Annotated in this window: 15 protein-coding genes; 12 read left to right on the forward strand and 3 right to left on the reverse strand. The window is 63.7% G+C overall.

From position 1 onward, the window contains the following. Nucleotides 1-173 precede the first annotated feature (173 nt). The 3 genes from LAD35_RS21110 to LAD35_RS21120 all read left to right on the forward strand — a co-directional run bounded on the left by LAD35_RS21110 (nt 174) and on the right by LAD35_RS21120 (nt 4,887). Nucleotides 174-2,279, forward strand: coding sequence for a TonB-dependent receptor (locus LAD35_RS21110; RefSeq protein WP_224153210.1), 2,106 nt, complete (start codon nt 174-176; stop codon nt 2,277-2,279). 137 nt (nt 2,280-2,416) lie between these two features. Continuing rightward, entirely contained in the window at nt 2,417-4,117 is a 1,701-nt protein-coding gene (locus LAD35_RS21115; protein WP_224153192.1) for an enterochelin esterase domain-containing protein, read from the forward strand. A 65-nt stretch (nt 4,118-4,182) separates the two neighbouring features. Further along, nucleotides 4,183-4,887 carry a uracil-DNA glycosylase gene (locus LAD35_RS21120; protein ID WP_377780475.1) on the forward strand — a complete coding sequence of 235 codons (705 nt, stop codon included), beginning with the start codon at nt 4,183-4,185 and terminating at the stop codon, nt 4,885-4,887. Between the two features lie 80 nt (nt 4,888-4,967). Here the strand turns inward: LAD35_RS21120 and LAD35_RS21125 are convergent, their stop codons facing one another. Next, nucleotides 4,968-5,882 carry a LysR family transcriptional regulator gene (locus tag LAD35_RS21125; RefSeq protein ID WP_224153194.1) on the reverse strand — a complete coding sequence of 305 codons (915 nt, stop codon included), beginning with the start codon at nt 5,880-5,882 and terminating at the stop codon, nt 4,968-4,970. Between the two features lie 413 nt (nt 5,883-6,295). On the opposite strand from LAD35_RS21125, the gene LAD35_RS21130 reads away from it, so the two are divergent. From LAD35_RS21130 to LAD35_RS21140, 3 genes are all read left to right on the forward strand, one after another. Then, nucleotides 6,296-7,252 (forward strand): Bug family tripartite tricarboxylate transporter substrate binding protein, encoded by a 957-nt coding sequence (locus tag LAD35_RS21130; RefSeq protein WP_224152896.1) that lies wholly within the window; start codon nt 6,296-6,298, stop codon nt 7,250-7,252. Nucleotides 7,253-7,264: 12 nt separating this feature from the next. Continuing rightward, nucleotides 7,265-8,866, forward strand: a complete 1,602-nt coding sequence (locus tag LAD35_RS21135; protein ID WP_224152898.1) for a gamma-glutamyltransferase family protein — start codon at nt 7,265-7,267, stop codon at nt 8,864-8,866. A 186-nt stretch (nt 8,867-9,052) separates the two neighbouring features. Next, nucleotides 9,053-9,616 carry an HdeD family acid-resistance protein gene (locus tag LAD35_RS21140; RefSeq protein ID WP_224152900.1) on the forward strand — a complete coding sequence of 188 codons (564 nt, stop codon included), beginning with the start codon at nt 9,053-9,055 and terminating at the stop codon, nt 9,614-9,616. A gap of 137 nt (nt 9,617-9,753) precedes the next feature. Here LAD35_RS21140 and LAD35_RS21145 read toward each other — a convergent pair whose 3' ends face one another. Next, nucleotides 9,754-10,590: a DMT family transporter gene (locus LAD35_RS21145; RefSeq protein ID WP_224153211.1), complete on the reverse strand. Its 837-nt coding sequence runs from the start codon at nt 10,588-10,590 to the stop codon at nt 9,754-9,756. A gap of 617 nt (nt 10,591-11,207) precedes the next feature. Between LAD35_RS21145 and LAD35_RS21150 the strand changes: the two genes are divergently transcribed. From LAD35_RS21150 to LAD35_RS21170, 5 genes are all read left to right on the forward strand, one after another. After that, nucleotides 11,208-12,179: a siderophore ABC transporter substrate-binding protein gene (locus tag LAD35_RS21150; protein WP_224152901.1), complete on the forward strand. Its 972-nt coding sequence runs from the start codon at nt 11,208-11,210 to the stop codon at nt 12,177-12,179. Nucleotides 12,180-12,264: 85 nt separating this feature from the next. Continuing rightward, nucleotides 12,265-13,248 (forward strand): ABC transporter permease, encoded by a 984-nt coding sequence (locus tag LAD35_RS21155; protein WP_224153212.1) that lies wholly within the window; start codon nt 12,265-12,267, stop codon nt 13,246-13,248. Between the two features lie 61 nt (nt 13,249-13,309). After that, a complete protein-coding gene (locus LAD35_RS21160; protein ID WP_224152903.1) occupies nt 13,310-14,284 on the forward strand; it encodes an iron chelate uptake ABC transporter family permease subunit in 975 nt (324 codons plus the stop codon). 21 nt (nt 14,285-14,305) lie between these two features. Next, a complete protein-coding gene (locus LAD35_RS21165; RefSeq protein ID WP_224152905.1) occupies nt 14,306-15,061 on the forward strand; it encodes an iron ABC transporter ATP-binding protein in 756 nt (251 codons plus the stop codon). 211 nt (nt 15,062-15,272) lie between these two features. Then, nucleotides 15,273-15,623, forward strand: coding sequence for an FHA domain-containing protein (locus LAD35_RS21170; protein ID WP_224152907.1), 351 nt, complete (start codon nt 15,273-15,275; stop codon nt 15,621-15,623). Between the two features lie 122 nt (nt 15,624-15,745). Here LAD35_RS21170 and queA read toward each other — a convergent pair whose 3' ends face one another. Next, nucleotides 15,746-16,915 (reverse strand): tRNA preQ1(34) S-adenosylmethionine ribosyltransferase-isomerase QueA, encoded by a 1,170-nt coding sequence (gene queA, locus LAD35_RS21175; RefSeq protein WP_224152909.1) that lies wholly within the window; start codon nt 16,913-16,915, stop codon nt 15,746-15,748. 223 nt (nt 16,916-17,138) lie between these two features. Between queA and LAD35_RS21180 the strand changes: the two genes are divergently transcribed. Further along, nucleotides 17,139-18,167: an ABC transporter substrate-binding protein gene (locus tag LAD35_RS21180; RefSeq protein ID WP_224152910.1), complete on the forward strand. Its 1,029-nt coding sequence runs from the start codon at nt 17,139-17,141 to the stop codon at nt 18,165-18,167. Nucleotides 18,168-18,414 lie beyond the last annotated feature (247 nt).

An 18,414-nucleotide genomic window follows, 5' to 3' on the forward strand; every position in this document is an offset into this window, starting at 1 on the left:
CTCCCCACCCAGCGATTGCTCTGACGACCTGCCAGCCGTACCGGGTAGGGCTGTGTCGTCTTCGCGCGCCGGGTGGGTGGATAGATGGAATGACACCATCGCCGAGGTCTATCTTGAAAACCAAACTCCTGAGCGCGCGCAAGGCGCGTCGTCTGCATGGCGTGGCTGCCGCCATGCTTGCCATCTCTCCTGCCGCATGGGCGCAATCCGCACCCCTGGCCTCCTCTTCTGCGCAAAATGTGCCGGAGTCCACCTTGAGCGAAGTCAAGGTGCAGGCCGCGCAAGACAAGAGTCAGCTGCCGCGCCTTGCGCCCGGTGGCCAGGTGGGCAAGGCTGCAGGCCTGGGCCTGCTGGGCAATGTCGACACCATCGATGCGCCCTTCAACATCACCGCCTACAGCAGCGAACTGATGCAGGACCAAAATGTATCCACCGTGGCCGCCGTGCTGGAGAACGACCCGTCGGTGCGCTTTACCACCAACACCGGTCACATCAACGAGAACTACCTGATCCGCGGCTTTGACATCAATGCCAGCGAGGTGGCCATGAATGGCCTCTATGGCATTGCGCCGGACAGCAACATCCCTACGGAGTTCATTGAACGCGTCGAGCTGCTCAAGGGGCCGGGCGCATTGCTGAGTGGCATGTCTCCGGCAGGCGGCGTGGGCGGCGTGGTCAACATCGTCACCAAGCGGCCCACTGCCCAGCCGCTCACACGGGTGACAACCTCCTTCACTTCGGGCTCGCAATGGCAGGCGCATGCCGATGTGTCGCGCCGCTTCGGGCCCGAAAACCGCCTGGGCATCCGCTTCAACGGCCTGCTGGGCAATGGCGAGACCTCGGTGGACGACCAGAAACGCCGCCGCAACCTGGGCGCGCTGGCGCTCGATTACCAGGGCGACCGCTTCAGCCTGGGGCTGGACGCCTACCGCTACCGCGCACACATGAACAATGGCAGCCCGGTGATGGTGAGCTTTGCCAAGATGGACCACCTGATCGCCGCACCCGATGGCCGCAACAACCTGTTCCGGGGCGTCAATTCGGTGGTCGAGAACGAAGGCGTGGTGCTGCGTGGCAGCGTTGACCTGAATGACCGCTGGCAGTTGTACGGCAGCGCGGGCCGCGCGCTGCACCACTACGAAGGCCAGCCCACGGGCACGCGCGTGGTGCTCAATGCGGTGGGCGATGGCTCGGCCATCGGCCAGACCTACAACCTCGAAGGCTTCACCAACACCACTGCCTGGGAGACCGGCGTGCGAGGCAGCTTCGAGACCGGGGCGGTCAAGCACCAGGTGGTGGTGGCCTACAACTTCATGAACCAGAAAAGCGGCCGTGCACTGCCGATCACTGTCAGCCCCAACTACACCACCAACATCTACGATCCGGTCGACCCCATCCTGGCACCGGCGCGCCAGGGCATGCGGCGCGAGAACGACAACGACATCAGCAGCCTGGCGCTGGCCGATACGCTTTCGTTCGCGCAGGACAAGGTGCTGCTGACGCTGGGCCTGCGCCACCAGCGCGTGCACCAGAAGATGAAGGGCTACGACGAATCAGCCGTGACACCCGCTGTGGGCCTCGTCGTCAAGCCGTGGGGAGACGACGTATCGCTGTACGCCAACTACATCCAGGGCCTGAGCCCAGGCGTGGAAGTGGGCTCCACCTACGCCAACGCGGGCGAGGTATTTCCGCCCTACAAGACCAAGCAGATGGAGATGGGCGTGAAGTGGCGTGCTGGTGCGTTCACCAATACGCTGGCGCTGTTCCAGATCGAAAAACCATCGACCGTGATCGACAGCGCAACCAACACGCTGCAGCTGGGCGGCGAGCAGCGCAACCGGGGCGTGGAATGGAACACCTCGGGCGAGGCGCTGCGTGGCTTGCGTGTGCTGGGCGGCATCGCCTACCTGCAGCCTCGGCTGACGGGCACGCAAGGTGGCAAGAACGACGGCAACGATGCCTTTGGCGCGGCGCGCTGGACGGCCAACCTGGGTGGCGACTGGGACATTCCGGGCCTGCCCGGCGCCGCGCTGAGCGGCCGCGTGGTGCACACCGGCAAGCAGTGGGTCAACGCCGCCAACACCTTGCGCGCCCCAAGCTGGACGCGGGTGGACCTGGGCGCGCGCTATGCCACCACGGTTGCAGGCAAGAAAACCGTGTTCCGCGCCAATGTGGACAACGCCTTTGACCGCAAGTACTGGGCGGGCGCCTTTGCCGACAACTTCCTGACCGTGGGCGCACCGCGCACCTACCGTGTCAGCGCCTCTGTGGATTTTTAAGAATGATAGCTACGAGCGCTTTACTGATGTGCGCCGACACCTTGTCTTATCCGAAGTCATGGCGCAAATCCGCGTGCCGCATCGCCGCCGTACTGGCTGCTGCCAACCTGCTGGCGGCTTGCACTCCGAGCCACCGCATGAATACTGAAACCGCACCATCGACCACCCAGGCCTCTGCGTCCTTTTCCGTATTGGCAGTCGGCACGGCCGTGCAAGGAAGGCTTGCACCGGGCACGCAGCAGCGCTGGCAGCTCGACACCCGCGCGCTGCCCGCAGGCAGCGTGGTGCGCGGCGAGATCGATGCCACCGGTCTGCAGCTGGATGTGCAGGATGCGCAGGGCCGCCACGTGCGGCGCCTGCTGGGCAAGGATGCCAGGGGCGAGGGCTTTACCTGGCAGGTACAGGCGGGCGAGCAATTGGTGCTGCATGCCAGCGATGCCGCGCATGTGGAGTATGTTGCTTCGAAAAAGATAGCTGATGACGCTCTGCCTGTGGGTGAAACGCCAAGAATCGGCCAATACCGCCTGCTGCTGGAGCAGGCCTGGCAGCCTGCCGCAGACCAGCAGGTGAAACTGCCTGAGAGCCCGTTGCGAAGCCCACGTCTGCAGGCGCTGGCCCAGCAGTTACAGTCTGGAGGCAATACCGATGCCTTCTGGCGCGAAGTGGCGCAACAGGGCGCGCCGTTGGTCGAGCCATGGGGCGAGCGCGAGCGCCTTGTCACCTTTGTGTGGCGCGGCGCGCAGCACAGTGTGCGGCTGTTCGGGTCGCCCAGCGGCAACCATGAGTCACTCCAGCGCATGGGCGCGTCCGACGTGTGGTGGGCCAGCTTTGTGATGCCCAGCGATGTGCGGCTGAGCTACGGCTTTGCGCCCGATGTACCCAATATCGATGCCCCGGCGCTGGAGCAGCGGCGCAGCATTCTCGCCACCTTGCAGCGCGACCCCTTCAATGCCCGCACCTGGGGCGCAGGAGCAGACGGCGCGCCGCCAGTGGATCGCTACCAGGGCCGCTCCGTGCTGCAACTGGCCGATGCGCCGGCCCAGCCGTGGGGCCAGAAGCGCGCAGGCGTGCCGCGCGGCGATCTGCAGCGCCACTGGTTTACCTCGCAAGCCCTGGGCAACGGGCGCGATGTATGGATCTACCGCCCGAAGGGCTGGTCGCAGGCGCCAGCGGCGCAGCGCAGCGTGCTGGTGCTGTTTGACGCGCACGCCTACCTGTACGACGTGCCCACGCCGCAGATCGTGGACAACCTGGTTGCCGACCAACTGGTCCCCAGCACCGCCGTGGTACTGGTAGCCAATGCCAGCAGCGCGCTGCGCGGCAAGGAACTGCCGCCCAACCCTGACTTTGCCCGCATGATGGGCGAGGAGCTGATGCCCTGGCTTGTTGCGCAAGGCATCGAGGTGCCTGCGGCGCGCACGGTGCTGGCCGGGTCCAGCTATGGCGGCCTGGCCTCCGGCTATGTGGCGCTGCAATACCCCGGGCGCTTTGGCAAGGTGTTGAGCCTGTCGGGCTCGTACTGGTGGGCCCCCCAGGGCGAAGCGCCCAATGCACTGGCCCGTTGGTGGGAGGCCGCGCCCCGCCTGCCGGTGGCGTTCTACTTTGACGCGGGCCGGTATGAAAGCGCACGCGGCGGCCAGGCGGGCATTCTGGAGACCAGCCGCACCCTGGGCGATGTGCTGCGCGCCAAAGGCTACCGCGTGACGCAGGTAGAGCACAGCACGGGTCACGACTATGTGCACTGGCAGGGCTCGCTTGCCTGCGGACTGGTGGCGCTGTTGCAGCCTGCCAGCTGGAGCCGGGCGCAGGGGGCATGTGCGTCTGCAGGCGCACACTGAGCATTGCGTTTATCCCGACCGCCCTGTACCTTGTATCAGACTGGCAAGTGCGCACAAAGTGCACAATGCGGCCCATGCAATTGACAACCGAAGCCTTTCACAACCACCAGGTCGCCCCGGGCTGGCAGCCCGTGGTGGACGCCTTCTTTGCAAGCCCCAAGGGCCAGCAGCTCACGCAGTTTGTGCAGCAGCGCCTGGATGCGGGCGCGGTGATTTTCCCGCCGCAACCGTTGCGAGCGCTTGAACTGACGCCGCCCGAGGAGGTGCGCGTGGTCATTCTGGGGCAGGATCCGTACCATGGCCGGGGGCAGGCCGAGGGGCTGGCCTTTTCGGTGGCGCCCGGCGTGCGCATGCCGCCGTCGCTGCAGAACATCTTCAAGGAAATGCAGCGCGACCTGGGCGTGCCGTTTCCGCCATTTCCCGAGCCCGGCGGCAGCCTGGTCAAGTGGGCGACGCATGGGGTGCTGCTGCTCAACACCTGTCTCACGGTGGAAGAAGGTCAGGCTGCCAGCCACAGTGGCAAAGGCTGGGAGCAACTGACCGATGCCGTCATCCAGCAGGTGGCAGAGGGCGACAGGCCAGTGGTCTTCATGCTGTGGGGCAGCCATGCGCAGAGCAAACGCGCCTTCATTCCGCAAGACCGGGGCCATCTGGTACTGACCAGCAACCACCCGTCTCCGCTGTCCGCGCTGCGGCCGCCGGTGCCATTTATCGGCAACGGCCACTTTGGCAAGGCCAAGGCGTTTCGCGAGGCGCAGCAGGCCGGTTAGTTTTGCAAAATTCCGAAGAAATTGGCTGATTGCGTATGTTGGATAGGTGCCAGTAGCTAATAAAAAAGGAGCGTCTGGCGTCAAGGCGCCAGTTGCGCCACCAGCAACTCCAGAAACGCCTTGGCCGCCACCGGCAGCTGGCGTCCGGCCAGCGTCTGCACTTCGATGTCGCGCAAATCCATGCCCGCATCGGAAAGCGGTCTGGCGACCAACAGGCCCGCTTCCAGCATGTGCCGCGCGCCCACCTCGCTCGATACGGTGACGCCGCCGCTGTGCAGCACAAAGTTCAGCAAGGTCTTGGCGTGGTTGGTGGTGAGCACGGCATCGAGCTGCAGGCCCTGGCGGCTGCAGGCGAGGTCGATCATCTGGCGGATGGTGGTTTCGGCTGGAGGCAGCGCCAGTGGATGGCGGGCCAGATCGGCCAGTGTGAGCGTGGCTTCCCGGGCCAGTGCATGGTCGGGCCGCAGCACAGCCAGCACGGGGGCGCTCTGGCGGTAGACCACGGCAATGTTCTGCACCGGCGACATGCTGAAACGCAGGCCGATGTCGGCATCGCCCGCCAGCACCCGGGCCGAGACCTGCAAGGTCGGCACCATGGTCACCTCAAATCGCACGCCGGGATGCTGGCGTTGGAAGGCGGCACAGGCCTGCGGCACCAGCTCGTTGGCAAAGGCGTCGGAGGTGGCTATGCGCACCGTGCCCGCGCGCAGGCTGTCGAGCGCGTTGATGGCATCAATGGCCTGCTCTGCGTCGAGGCTGATGCGGCGCGCCAGTTGCGCCACGATGAGCCCGGCCTCCGTGGGTACCATGCCACGCGCATGGCGCTCGAACAGGGGCGTACCCAGCTGCGCCTCCAGCCCGCTGATCTGGCGGCTGATGGCCGAGCTGGCGACATGCAGGTTGGCTGAAGCTGCACTGACCGTGCCGCACTGCACCACCTCAAAAAAATAGCGCAGGGCGGTGTCTTGCAGGTGCGAAGGATGGCGCGTGGGCATGGCGGTGTTGCTGAAAATATGCTGATTGCAATTATTGCATTGCCGAATCGGCAAACACCCCTTGCCAAATCAGTGATGGCGCCTTGCAGCCGCTGCTTTTACTATCAATGCCTTGAATTGATTCAGAAGCACCACACCGCAGCGCACACAAACACCCAGGTAGGCGCGATGGCTGGCGTTAAGCACGCAGGGCCAATGGCGGGGCAGGGCTTTTTGGTATCCGGTACTTGCGCGGTACGCCTTCAGCGCCCCGCAGTGCCTCGTCGTCAGCCACGCTTTTCCCGCTTTTCTGCTTTTTCAGCCTTCTCATGCCACGCACTACCACTCCATCTCTCTGCTCCTTCCATAGCCCTCAGCCGCACATGCAGCGCTCTCCATCGCGCCGGGGCGCAGTTGCCGCTTTGCTTAGTCTCATGGGTCTGGCCGCCTTCGCGGCGCTGCCGCAAGCTGCGCTGGCGCAAGGGGGTGGCTGGCCCGACCATGCCATCCGCGTGATCGTGCCCTTCCCGGCGAGCGGCGCCACCGATCTGGTGGCGCGCGTCGTGGCCCAGAAGGTAGCGCACGAGCTGGGCCAGTCGCTGGTGATCGACAACCGCCCGGGCGCAGGCGGCACCATTGGCACTGCAGAAGCGGCCAAGGCGCCCAACGATGGCTATACGCTGCTCTTTACCACCAGCAGCACGCATGCGATCTCTCCGCACCTGATGCCCAAGCTGGCCTACAAGGCAGACAAGGATTTCACCCCCATCGCCCATGTGGCTGATGCCGCCAGCGTGTTGCTGGTCACGCCGTCGCTGCCCGTCAAGAATGTGCAGGAGCTGATTGCCTACGCCAAGGCCAACCCTGGCAAGCTCAACTACGCCACCAGCGGCAACGGCACGATCGTGCACCTGAACACCGCTGCCTTTGCGGCGCAGGCGGGCGTGCAACTGACGCATGTGCCTTACAAGGGCACGGCGCAGTCCATCAGCGATCTGGCCACCGGCCAGGTGCATATGCTGTTTGACTCCATCCCCACGGGCATGCCGCACGTGGCCAGCGGTCGCCTGCGTGCGCTGGCGGTGACGAGCGAGCAGCGCACCAAGCTGGCGCCTGACCTGCCCACGATTGCGGAATCCGGCCTGCCGGGCTATTCGTCCGTCACCTGGTTTGGCGTGTATGGCCCCGCAGGCATGAAGCCCGAGCTGGTGGCCAAGGTGAATGCCGCATTCAACAAGGCGATCCAGACGCCGGAGGTGGCCGCCAATCTGGCCAAGCTGGGCGCCGATGTGGCCAAGCCTGGCACGCCTGCGCAGTTTGCCGATATGGTGAAGGCTGACAGCGCGCGCTGGGCCAAGGTCATCAAGGACAACCACATTACTTTGGAATAAGAAGGCAAAGACATGACAACCATCCGTGATTGGGCGCTGCCCTATGCATCGCACCGCTCGTCGGTGCTGGGCCGCAATGTGGTCAGCACCTCGCAGCCGCTGGCGGCGCAAGCCGGCCTGCGCATGCTGCTGGCCGGTGGCAATGCGGTGGATGCCGCGCTGGCAGCCGCCATGGCCCTGACGGTGGTGGAGCCTACCGGCTGCGGCATTGGCAGCGATGGCTTTGCCATCGTATGGGACGGCAAGGAGCTGCATGGCCTGAACGCCTCGGGCCGCGCGCCCGCAGGCTGGACGCCCGGGTACTTCGACAAGCTGGGCGGCATTCCCGAGAAGGGCTGGAACGCCGTGACCGTGCCGGGCGCGGTGTCGGCCTGGGTCGAGCTGTCCCGCCGCTTCGGCAAGCTGCCCTTTGCGCAGGTGGCGCAACCGGCCATCGATTACGCGCGCCATGGGTTTGCCGTCTCGCCCACCATCGCCAGGCTGTGGGAGCTGGGGCTGGCCAAGCTGGGCGATCAGCCCGGCTTCCAGGAATGCTTTGCTCCAGGCGGCAGCGCGCCCAAGGCGGGCGAGGTGTTCAAGAGCGAAGCCCATGCACAGACCCTGGAAGAGATTGCCGCCACCATGGGCGAATCCTTCTACCGGGGCGCGCTTGCCAAGAAGATGGCCGCGCACAGCCAGGCCAACGGCGGCGTGATGACCGTCGAAGACCTGGCCGCGCACCGCTGCGACTGGGTGGGCACGGTCTCCCAGTCGTTTGGCGATTCGGTGATCCACGAAATTCCTCCCAACGGCCAGGGCATCGCCGCGCTGATGGCGCTGGGCATGCTCGATAGCCTGGACATCGGCAGCGACCCGCTGGACAGCGCGGAAACCGTGCACCTGCAGATCGAGGCGATGAAGTTGGCGCTGGCCGATCTGGCGCAATACAACGCCGACATCGACCACATGCGCGTCAAGCCGCAGCAGGAGCTGCTGAACCCCGCCTATCTGGCCGAACGTGCGCAGCTGATCGACCGCAGCAAGGCCCGTGTGGCCAGCTATGGCGCACCCCGTCCCGGCGGCACGGTGTACCTGTGCGCGTGTGACGAGAGCGGCATGATGGTGTCCTTCATCCAGTCCAACTACATGGGTTTTGGCTCGGGCGTGGTGGTGCCGGGCACTGGCATCAGCCTGCAGAACCGTGGCGCGGGCTTTACCACCGAGGCAGGGCACGCCAACCAGGTGGCGCCGGGCAAACGGCCTTCGCACACCATCATTCCTGCGTTTGCGATGAATGCCGACGGCACGCCGCAGATGGCCTTTGGCGTGATGGGCGGGCCGATGCAATCGCAAGGCCATGTACAGATGGCGGTGCGCGTGCTGCGCTACGGCCAGAACCCGCAGGCTGCTGCCGACGCTCCGCGCTGGCGCGTGACCGGGGGCAACAAGGTCTCGGTCGAGCCCGGGTTTGATCCGCAGGTGGTGGAGGCGCTGCGTGCGCGCGGCCATGAGATCACGGTCGAAGAAGGCAATGGCGTGTTTGCCTTTGGCGGCGCGCAGCTGATTCTGCGAGAGGGCGGCCACTACATCGCGGGCTCCGACCCGCGCAAGGACGGGCAGGCGGTTGCCTACTGACCAGGAGAACACGCCCAGCCAGCGCCGCAGTGCCATTGCCTGCGGCGTTTTTTTGCCCCGGCAGCAGCCATATGTAGCGGGCAGGCCACGGCACAACCCCTGGCAGGGCAGGTCGCGGCATTGGACGACGCGCCGCCCGCGCAGGCCTTTGGATAATCGGATGGTTTTATCCACAAGGAGTGAACCATGGCTACCAATCTTCCACTGTCTGATTCATTGCGGCACACCGTCGGCCGCAGCTGGTGGGTGATCTTGCTGTTCGGCATCGTCTCTGCGCTGTTTGGGGTGATGGCGCTGGTCAACCCACTGTCGATGGGCGCGAGCATGACCTGGGCCATCGGCATTCTGGCGGTGGCAGAAGGCGTAGTGGGTCTGATTGGCGCATTTGGCAAGAACGCCGGGGTTTCGCGCGGCTGGATGATTCTCTACGCGCTGATTTCGCTCGCCTTTGGCGTGATGGCGATCGCCAACCCGGTCTCGATGGCGGCCAGCATTGTCATGGTGATGGCGGTGTGGTTCATCGTCTCGGGCGTGATGCGCATCGTATTTGCCATCCGCGTGCGCGAGGAGATCGACAACGAGTGGATGCTGATTCTGGGCGGTGTGCTGGGCGTCATCCTGGGCGGCCTGATGCTGGCCGCGCCGCTGGCCGGTTTGATCGTCGGCGTGATCTGGATTGGCGTGGGGGCGCTGGTGTACGGCCTCTTGCAGATTTTTGCAGCCTTCAAGGTGCGCAAGCTGGCGTCTTGATGCGCACTGCGCTGTGAACGTTTCTGGCCCCGCCTTGGCGGGGCTTTTTGCTGGCCGCAATCAGGGGCCAGCAAAACAATGAATAAAAGCGTCTCTGGCGCTTATCTGTAAAGCGCAAGATGCTATCAAATAAATAGCTATCGCGATTCCCGTACCGACAGCCACGCGCTCAGCGCGCCGCCCACGGCAATGGCCACCATCCCCAGCACCGCCCAATGGTCTGGCATGTGGCCGTACAGCAGCCAGCCGGAGAACACGGCGAACGGGATCTGGCTGTAGAGGAAGGGCGATATGGTTGCCGGCTTGGCGTGTTCGTAAGCCTTGAGCAGCATCAAGTGGCCAATGGTGCTGCCCACGCCCATGGCGAGTGAGCCCAGCCACAGGGCCGCAGTATCGGGCATCTGCCAGAACCAGGGCAGGCTCGCGGTGGTCAGCACCAGGGCGAGCAGGCTGGTGTAGATCTGCGTGGTCAGCGGCCGTTCCTTGCCGGCCATCTGGCTGCTGACGATCTGGTAGGCCGTATTGGCGGCCAGTTGCAGCAGGGGCCAGACGAGGGCGCCGCCGCTGAAATTGGCGCCGCCGGGGCGGATGATGACCACCGTGCCGATAAACCCCATGGCCACCAGCACCCAGCGCAGAGGACTCACCGGCTGGCGCAGCCACAGTGCGGCCACCAGGGTCATGGCGAGCGGCGTCATCGCCACCACGGCGGTGAACTCGGCCAGCGGCAGGTAGCGCAGGCTCATCATGGCGCAGGCATTGCTGCTGCAAAACAGTGCGGCGCGCATCACCTGAAAGCGCGGGTGCGTGGTGCGGAAGATATCCATACCGCTCTGTGCCAGCCCCCAGCTCACTGTGAAGATCGATTGCAGCACGTAGCGCAGCCATAGCGCCATGAGCAGGGGCAAAATGGCGCCCACGTACTTGGAGCCGGTGTCCAGCAGGCAGAAAAAGGCGCAGGCCGTAACCGTCATGGCAATGCCGGTGAGGGCCGATCCCTTGCCCGGACGGGGAGCGCCTGGCGATGGCAAGGTCGCGGGTGCTGCGGCGGCCGGGGCTGTAGGCAGCGCTGACGCGGAGGGTGGGGTCACGGTCAAATCGCCTGGGCGCAGGGCCACAGGCGCGGGGGAGGCGGTCGGGGAGGTCACGCGGGCTGGTGCAAGGCGCGGCAGCCGGTCTCCTGCGGAGTCGAAGGGCTGGCGCAATGACTTGTCCATTGTAAAAAGCCTGCCGCCGTTGGCGAGCCTGCCGTGGCTCCCGGCAGGCGATTTCGTGGCGCTGTTGTCCGGCCTGCGACACCTGCAAAGCCGCACGCGCCATGCAGGAATAAAGGCCTTGCGTTTGGTTGAGGTGGCAACAGCGTGTTACCATTAAATGAGAATGATTCGCATACGTGTTAATTTGCGTAAAGCTCGTGCAGCGGTGCCCTTTTTCGCGGGGTTTGCGGTCATTCCAGTAAATCAACCGCTGGAGCATATGTGGCGGGCGCAAGAAGCTATGAATTGGAGAGCAATCAATAGCATCACGTAGCGATACGGGCTTGGGTCGGATGCATGCATGGGCTGCCAGCTCACCGACCAAAGGATGTTCCATGTCGCGCTTTGCCTTGTCTTCTTCGGGGACTTCGACGTTTTCCGTCAACCGCCGCCAGTCGCTCCTGCAGCTGGGTGCGTTGGTGACCCTGCCCTGGGCGGCGGGCTCGGCCCTGGCACAGCAAAGCTTCACGGTGCAGCAATCCAATGGTGCGGTGCAGATTCCCGTCAAGCCGAAAACCATTCTGGTGTTCGACATGGCGGCGCTCGACTGCCTGCGGGCGCTGGGCGCGCAGGTCAAGGGCGTGCCCGAGGTGGTCAAGTTTCCCCAGGTGCTGGAGCAGTACGCCAGCAAGGACTACACCCGTATCGGCAGCCTGTTCGAGCCCAACTACGAAGTGGTCAAGGGCCTCAATCCCGATGTGATCGTGGCCGGTGGCCGTTCGGCAGCGAAGGTGCCCGAGCTGTCAAAGATTGCCCCAACGCTTGATCTGACGGTGAACAACGCCAAGCCGGTGGAAAGCGCTTTCAAGCACCTGAAGATTCTGGGCCAGATGGTGGGCGCCGAGGCCAAGGCGGATGAACTCATCGCCGCCATGCAGGCCGATATCGACAAGCTCAAGGGCTTGACGGCGGGCAAGGGCACGGGCCTGATGGTGATGACCAATGGCGGCAAGCTCAGCGCCTACGGCCCTGGCTCGCGCTTTGGCATGCTGCACGATGTGTACGGCATTGCGCCTGCCAACAAGGACATCCAGGTGGCGGGCCACGGCCAGGCGATCTCGTTTGAATTCATCCTCAAGACCAATCCCGACTGGCTGTTCGTGCTGGACCGCGATGCCGCCATTGGCCGCGAAGGCGCATCGGCGTCCAAGCTGCTGGACAACCCGCTGGTCAACGCCACCAAGGCGGCCAGGAAAAAGCAGATCGTCTATCTGAACTCGGCCAACTGGTACCTGCTGGGCAACGCCAGCCCCGGCTCGCTGCACGACGATGTGACGCAGCTGATCAACGCATTCTCCCAAGCCTGATGGCTGGGCTGCAGCCAGCCTTGCCGCGAGCCACAGCATGACAGACATGGTTTTGAAAGCGCCACGCAGCGAGCGCAGCCCGGTGCTGCGCCCGCTGGCTTTCGCGCTGCCCGCCGTGGCAGCCCTGGCCGTTCTGGCCTTCATCAGCCTGCTGGTGGGGGTGAGCGATGTGTCGGTCGCCACCATCGTGCGCCTTTTCTCGCACAACGAAGACGACCTGGCCACGCAGGTGCTGGTTGCCAGCCGCGTGCCGCGCACGCTGGCGCTGCTGCTGGCGGGCAGCGCCATGGCCGTGGCGGGCCTGTTGATGCAGATGCTGGCGCGCAACCACTACGTGGAGCCGTCAACCATGGGCACTGCCGAATCCGCAGGCATGGGCATGCTCGTGGGCGTGCTGCTGTGGCCGGACATGCCGGTCTTTGCCAAGATGGGGCTTGCTGCGGTGTTTGCGCTTGCGGGCACGGCGCTGTTTCTGGCGGTGCTCTCGCGCATCCGCCTGCGTGCTGCGCTGATCGTGCCGCTGGTGGGGCTGGTGCTGTCAGGGGTGATCGAGTCGGCCACGACCTTCATCGCCTACCGCTTTGATCTGATGCAGACGGCGCGCTCGTGGATGACGGCGGATTTTTCCGCCATCGTGCAAGGCCGCTACGAGCTGCTGTGGCTGTCGCTCGTGGTCACCGTCGTGGCCATGGTGGCAGCCGACCGCTTTACCGTGGCCGGCATGGGGCAGGACTTTGCCACCAATCTGGGGCTCAACTACAAGCGCCTGGTGGCGCAGGGCGTGGCCGTGGTGTCGGTGGTCACGGCATCGGTCATCGTCACCGTGGGCATCATCCCGTTTGTCGGCCTGATCGTGCCTAACCTGGTGCGGCTGGTGGTGGGCGACAACGTGCGCAAATCGGTGTTGTGGGTAGCCTGGGCCGGGGCCTTGATGGCGCTTGTCTGCGACCTGATCGGCCGCCTGGTGATTGCGCCCTACGAGGTGCCGATCGGCACGGTGATGGGTGTGATCGGCAGCGCCATGTTCCTCGCCCTGCTGCTGGCGCGGCGCAAGCGCATGGGAGGCTGATGTGAGCAAGGCATCCATGCAAAAAATGCCTGCAGTGCTTGCAGGTGAAGCGCCATCAGCTATGAAAAAAGCAGCAAATTTGTCGCTGTTGGGAACCCCCGTACGTCGCCTCTGGCTGCTGCTGGCGCTTGCGCTGTTTGCCAGTGGCCTGTTCATGACCATTGACGTGCAGGCTGAATGGAGCTTTGTGCTGCCGCTGCGGGGTACCAAGCTGGCCACCTTATGGACGGTGGCGTTTGCAATTGGCATATCGACGGTGCTGTTCCAGACGGTGACGGGCAACCGCATCCTGACGCCTGCGGTGATGGGCTTTGACGCGCTGTTCCAGCTGATCCAGTCGGTGCTGGCGTTCACCGTGGGGGTGGCGGCCATGCAGATACCCGAGCTGGCGCGCTTTGGCATGAACGTGGGGCTGATGGTGGTGCTGTCCACCACGCTGTTCGTCTGGCTGTTTCGCGGGCAGGCCAGCAATCTGCATCTGCTGCTGCTCGTGGGCATTGTGGCGGGCATCTTCTTTCGCAGCCTGAACAATTTCGTCTGGCGCGTGATGGACCCGAATGACTTTGTGGTGCTGCAGGACCGTCTGTTTGCCAACTTCAACACCGTCTCGCGCCCGCTGCTCGCGCTGTCGCTCGTGGTGATTGCGGCCATGGGCCTGTGGGTATGGCGCCAGCGCCATGTGCTGGATGTGCTGGCGCTGGGCCGCGAGGTAGCCATCAACCTGGGTGTGGACTACCAGCGCGCGGTGATGGACATCCTGGTTGTGATCGCCATTCTGGTGTCGGTCTCGACCGCGCTGGTGGGGCCGGTCACCTTCTTTGGCCTGCTGGTGAGCAACATGGCCTACCAGCTGATGCACACGCACCAGCACCGCTACACGCTGGTGGCCACCGTGCTGCTTGGGGCCTTGCTTCTGGTAGGCGGGCAGATGGTGCTGGAGCGCATGTTTGGTTTCAACACCTCGCTGTCGATCGTGGTGGAGTTTCTGGGCGGGCTCACCTTCATCTACCTGCTGGTACGAAAAACCAGGCATTGAGAGCCGGAGAGTCAGAAAGTCATGATCGAAACAGAAAAACTGTGCAAGACGCACGGCACCACCACGGTGCTGCATGGGGTGGACCTGCGCATTCCGCAAGGCAAGCTCACCGCCATCATCGGCCCCAACGGCGCGGGCAAGTCGACCGCCCTGGGCCTGATCAGCCGCCTGGTGCCAATGACCTCGGGCCAGGTGCGCATCGAAGGGCAGGACATTGCCACCACGGCCAGTGATGCGCTGGCACGCATTCTGGCCATTCTGCGACAGGACAACCAGAGCGCGTTGCGCCTGACGGTGCGCGATCTGGTGGCCTTTGGCCGGTTTCCGCATTCCAAGGGCCGACTGAGTGCGGAGGACAAGACCCATGTGGACCGGGCCCTGGCCTATCTGAACCTGGAATCGCTGGAGACGCGCTTTCTCGACGAACTCTCGGGTGGCCAGCGCCAGCGGGCCTATATTGCCATGGTGCTATGCCAGGATACGCGCTACATCCTGCTCGACGAGCCGCTCAACAACCTGGACATGGCCCATGCCGTGGGCATGATGAAGCTGCTGCGCCAGGCCGTACAGGACACGGGCAAGACCGTGGTGGTGGTGTTGCACGACATCAATTTTGCGGCCACCTACGCAGACCACATCATTGCCATGAAGGACGGCCACCTGTACCGTGAGGGCCCGCCGCAGACGGTGGTCTGCAATGAGGTACTGAGCGACCTGTACGCCATCCCGGTGCGGGTGCACGAGGTGGCGGGGCGCCGGTTCTGCGACTATTTCTGACCGTTCCCCATCGCGATTCTTCAAGGTTGGATGGCGAAAAATAGGTACTTATCTGCCTATAAGCAGCAGATATTGACAGCGAGTGCGTTTGGTGATTTATTGTGAAATTGTTTAATTAACAATTAAGTAGCAAGAATTTCGCGCCGTGGAATTTTTACTACTTAGTATAATTAATAGCAATTTGATACAGAACACCTTCAACGATCTTCCCATGACCACCGAATTGCTGATCAAGGAGCACAACAGGCTTGCGTTGCGCTCGCTGTTCCTGGAGGACGGCTTTTCCACCTTTGGCCGTGAAGCCAGCAGCGCCATCGTGATGGACCATGCCAGCGTCAGCCGCCACCATGGCGCCTTTTTTCTGCGCGAGCGCTTCGGCATTCTGACGGTGGAGGACCATGACAGCACCAACGGTACCCTGGTCAATGGCGTGCGGGTCAAGCGCAAGATACTGTTTGCTGGCGATGTGGTGCAGGTGGGAGACTTCCAGGTCTACGTGCGGCACGGGTCAACCCAGGCGGGCGGTGCCTCGGCGGATGAGGGTAGCGCCCAGCAGGGCTGAGCGCTACCCATCTTCCCCTGTTCAACTGCATGTTTTTGGCGCTTCGGGAAGCGCTGCTACAAGTGCCCAATGACAAAAAGCTGCTGAAGGCAGCAGCTCTTAGTGGGCGATGGGCCAGTGCCTCAGGCCGCAGTGCCGGTGTTGGCCGCTGCTGGCTCTTCGCTGCCAGGTTGGGGCTCTTCGCCCGTTGCCATGTGCTTCTTGCGCTGCAGCAGCATCGAGTCGCCGTAGCTGAAGAAGCGGTACTGGTGTGCGACCGCGTGCTTGTACAGATCCATGATGTGTTCGTAGCCCGCAAAGGCGCTCACCAGCATCATCAGACTGCTTTTGGGCAAGTGGAAGTTGGTGACCAGCATGTCAACCACGCGGTAGGGAAAGCCGGGCGTGATGAAGATGTTGGTGTCGCCCGAGAGCTGGCCGGTGCGCGCCCATGATTCGAGCGTGCGCACGGTGGTGGTGCCCACGGCAACCACGCGGCCGCCGCGCTGGCGGCAGCGCTCCAGCGCGGCCAGGGTGGGCAGCGGAATGTCGTACCACTCGCTGTGCATCTGGTGGTCTTTGAGGTTCTCTGTCTTGACGGGCTGGAAGGTGCCTGCGCCAACGTGCAGGGTGACGCTGGCACGCTCCACGCCTTTGGCTTCCAGCGCGGCCAGCACCTTGTCGTCGAAGTGCAGCGCAGCGGTGGGGGCTGCCACTGCGCCGGGGTTCTTCGCAAACACCGTCTGGTAGCGCACTTCGTCTTCGGCCTGGTTCGGGTCCTGGCCCGATTGCTGTTCGCGCTCGATGTAGGGCGGCAGCGGAATGTGGCCGTGCTGCTGCATCAGCTCCCACGGGGTTTCGCCATGGGGGCCATCGAGGCGCAGGCGGAACAGGGCACCCATCTCGTTGGGCCAGCGGCCCATCAGCACGGCGTCAAAACCGCCGGCCTTCTTGCCGCCCATCATGTGCAGAACGCCGCCCACGGCCGGTTTCTTGCTCACCTTCATGTGGGCAACGACTTCATTGCCGTCCAGCACGCGTTCGATCAGCAATTCGATCTTGCCGCCGCTGGATTTTTCGCCGAACACGCGCGCCTTGATCACCTGGGTGTCGTTGAAGATCAGCAGGTCGCCCGCTTGCAGCAGATCGGGGAGTTCGTAGAAGTGGCGGTCTGCCAGTTCGGGCTCGCGTGCATCCAGAAGGCGCGAGGCGCTGCGTTCCGCAGCGGGGTGTTGGGCAATCAGCTCGGCGGGGAGCTCGAAATCGAAATCACTCAGGTGAAAGGTGCGGCGGGCACCGGAAAAGGCAGTCATCTTCGGCTCTTGCAGGCGGTACACACCCGCAGCTCACAGGGATCAAACAAGGGGGCGATTGTGCCACCGCACAAGTGACACAGCAGGCAGCGCGGGAAACACCGAAAGTTGTCATAAATTTGTCACAATTGGCATCTGGGGCGGGATGCTGCCATCCACCCGATTTCGAGACCGCAAAAACGTTCTACCAACGTATTGAGACAACACAACCAGGAGCAAGCCCATGGCACCCTTCAACATCCGCAGTCTTTCCGCAGCCGCCGTGCTGACAGCACTTGCCGCGAGCGCCCAGGCGCAAGGCGTGGTCAATGCGCTGTGCAGCACCGATGCGCCCTGGTGCGAGGCTGCGGCCAAGGAGTTCACCAAGAAGACCGGCATCAAGGTGAACCAGGCGCACAAGGGCACCGGCGAGATCGCTGCCCAGCTGCGTGCCGAGGCCAACAACCCCAAGACCGATATCTGGTGGGGCGGCACGGGCGATCCTTTCCTGCAGGCGGCCGAGCAAGGCCTGCTGGCTGAATATCGTCCGGCCTACATCAACGACCTGCGCGACTGGAGCGTGCGCCAGTACGCCATGTCGGGCAACCAGGTGGGCGGTTTCTACAGCTCGGCCATCGGCTTTGGCTACAACACCGACATCCTGAAGAAAAAGAAGCTGCCCGAGCCACTGTGCTGGGCCGATGTGATCAAGCCCGAGTTCAAGGGCGAGGTGGAGATTTCGCACCCCGCCTCCAGCGGCACGGCCTATACGGTGATCGCCGGGCTGGTGCAGCTGATGGGCGAAGACCAGGCGTTTGACTACCTCAAGAAACTCCACAAGAACACCACGACCTACACCCGCAGCGGTCAGGCCCAGGCCCCCAATGTGGCCAAGGGTGAGGTGGGCGTGGGCATCACCTTCATGTTCAATTTCGAGAAGTGGAAGGCCGACAAGTACCCCGTGAAGACCCATGCGCCCTGCGAAGGCACGAGCTACGAGGTGGGCGGCATTGCGCTGGTGAAGGGCGCGCGCAACATGGACAACGCCAAGAAGTACTACGACTGGCTGATGGGCCCCGAGGGCCAGGCCGTGGGCGCGAAGGTGGGCAGCTACCAGGTGCCTGCCAATAAGACGTTCAAGATGGACCCGCGCATTCCGACCATGGACGATGTCAAGCTGATCAAGTACGACTTCGAGAAGTACGGCAAATCTGCTGAGCGCAAGCGTCTGATTGACCGCTGGACCAAGGAAGTGGAAGCGCTGCCACGCTGAGTTGTTGAATTCCTTTGAAGCAAAAATAGCTGCCGATGTAGATGTAGTTTGCGTCGGCAGCTATTGTTTTATGGATTCCAGTTAGGCGCGGATGTTCTTTTTCTGCGCTGGCGCACAGATGCCGGGAGTTCGCCCTGGCGGGCGAGGTACTTTCTTGTCTCGCAACAAGAAAGTACCCAAAGAAATGCGCCCTGCTGCCTGCGTCCCTGCGCTTCGCTCCGGGCAGCCTGCGCCGTGGTATCTGCGG

Origin of the sequence: Comamonas odontotermitis, assembly GCF_020080045.1 — a bacterium.
Taxonomy (GTDB): Bacteria; Pseudomonadota; Gammaproteobacteria; order Burkholderiales; family Burkholderiaceae_C; genus Comamonas; species Comamonas odontotermitis.

Coding starts and splice junctions, on each gene's coding strand:
- LAD35_RS21110 (WP_224153210.1), top strand. CDS start 174: ATGCTTGCCATCTCTCCTGCCGCATGGGCGCAATCCGCACCCCTGGCC.
- LAD35_RS21115 (WP_224153192.1), top strand. CDS start 2,417: ATGAATACTGAAACCGCACCATCGACCACCCAGGCCTCTGCGTCCTTT.
- LAD35_RS21120 (WP_377780475.1), top strand. CDS start 4,183: ATGCGGCCCATGCAATTGACAACCGAAGCCTTTCACAACCACCAGGTC.
- LAD35_RS21125 (WP_224153194.1), bottom strand. CDS start 5,882: ATGCCCACGCGCCATCCTTCGCACCTGCAAGACACCGCCCTGCGCTAT.
- LAD35_RS21130 (WP_224152896.1), top strand. CDS start 6,296: ATGGGTCTGGCCGCCTTCGCGGCGCTGCCGCAAGCTGCGCTGGCGCAA.
- LAD35_RS21135 (WP_224152898.1), top strand. CDS start 7,265: ATGACAACCATCCGTGATTGGGCGCTGCCCTATGCATCGCACCGCTCG.
- LAD35_RS21140 (WP_224152900.1), top strand. CDS start 9,053: ATGGCTACCAATCTTCCACTGTCTGATTCATTGCGGCACACCGTCGGC.
- LAD35_RS21145 (WP_224153211.1), bottom strand. CDS start 10,590: ATGACGGTTACGGCCTGCGCCTTTTTCTGCCTGCTGGACACCGGCTCC.
- LAD35_RS21150 (WP_224152901.1), top strand. CDS start 11,208: ATGTCGCGCTTTGCCTTGTCTTCTTCGGGGACTTCGACGTTTTCCGTC.
- LAD35_RS21160 (WP_224152903.1), top strand. CDS start 13,310: ATGAAAAAAGCAGCAAATTTGTCGCTGTTGGGAACCCCCGTACGTCGC.
- LAD35_RS21165 (WP_224152905.1), top strand. CDS start 14,306: ATGATCGAAACAGAAAAACTGTGCAAGACGCACGGCACCACCACGGTG.
- LAD35_RS21170 (WP_224152907.1), top strand. CDS start 15,273: ATGACCACCGAATTGCTGATCAAGGAGCACAACAGGCTTGCGTTGCGC.
- queA (WP_224152909.1), bottom strand. CDS start 16,915: ATGACTGCCTTTTCCGGTGCCCGCCGCACCTTTCACCTGAGTGATTTC.
- LAD35_RS21180 (WP_224152910.1), top strand. CDS start 17,139: ATGGCACCCTTCAACATCCGCAGTCTTTCCGCAGCCGCCGTGCTGACA.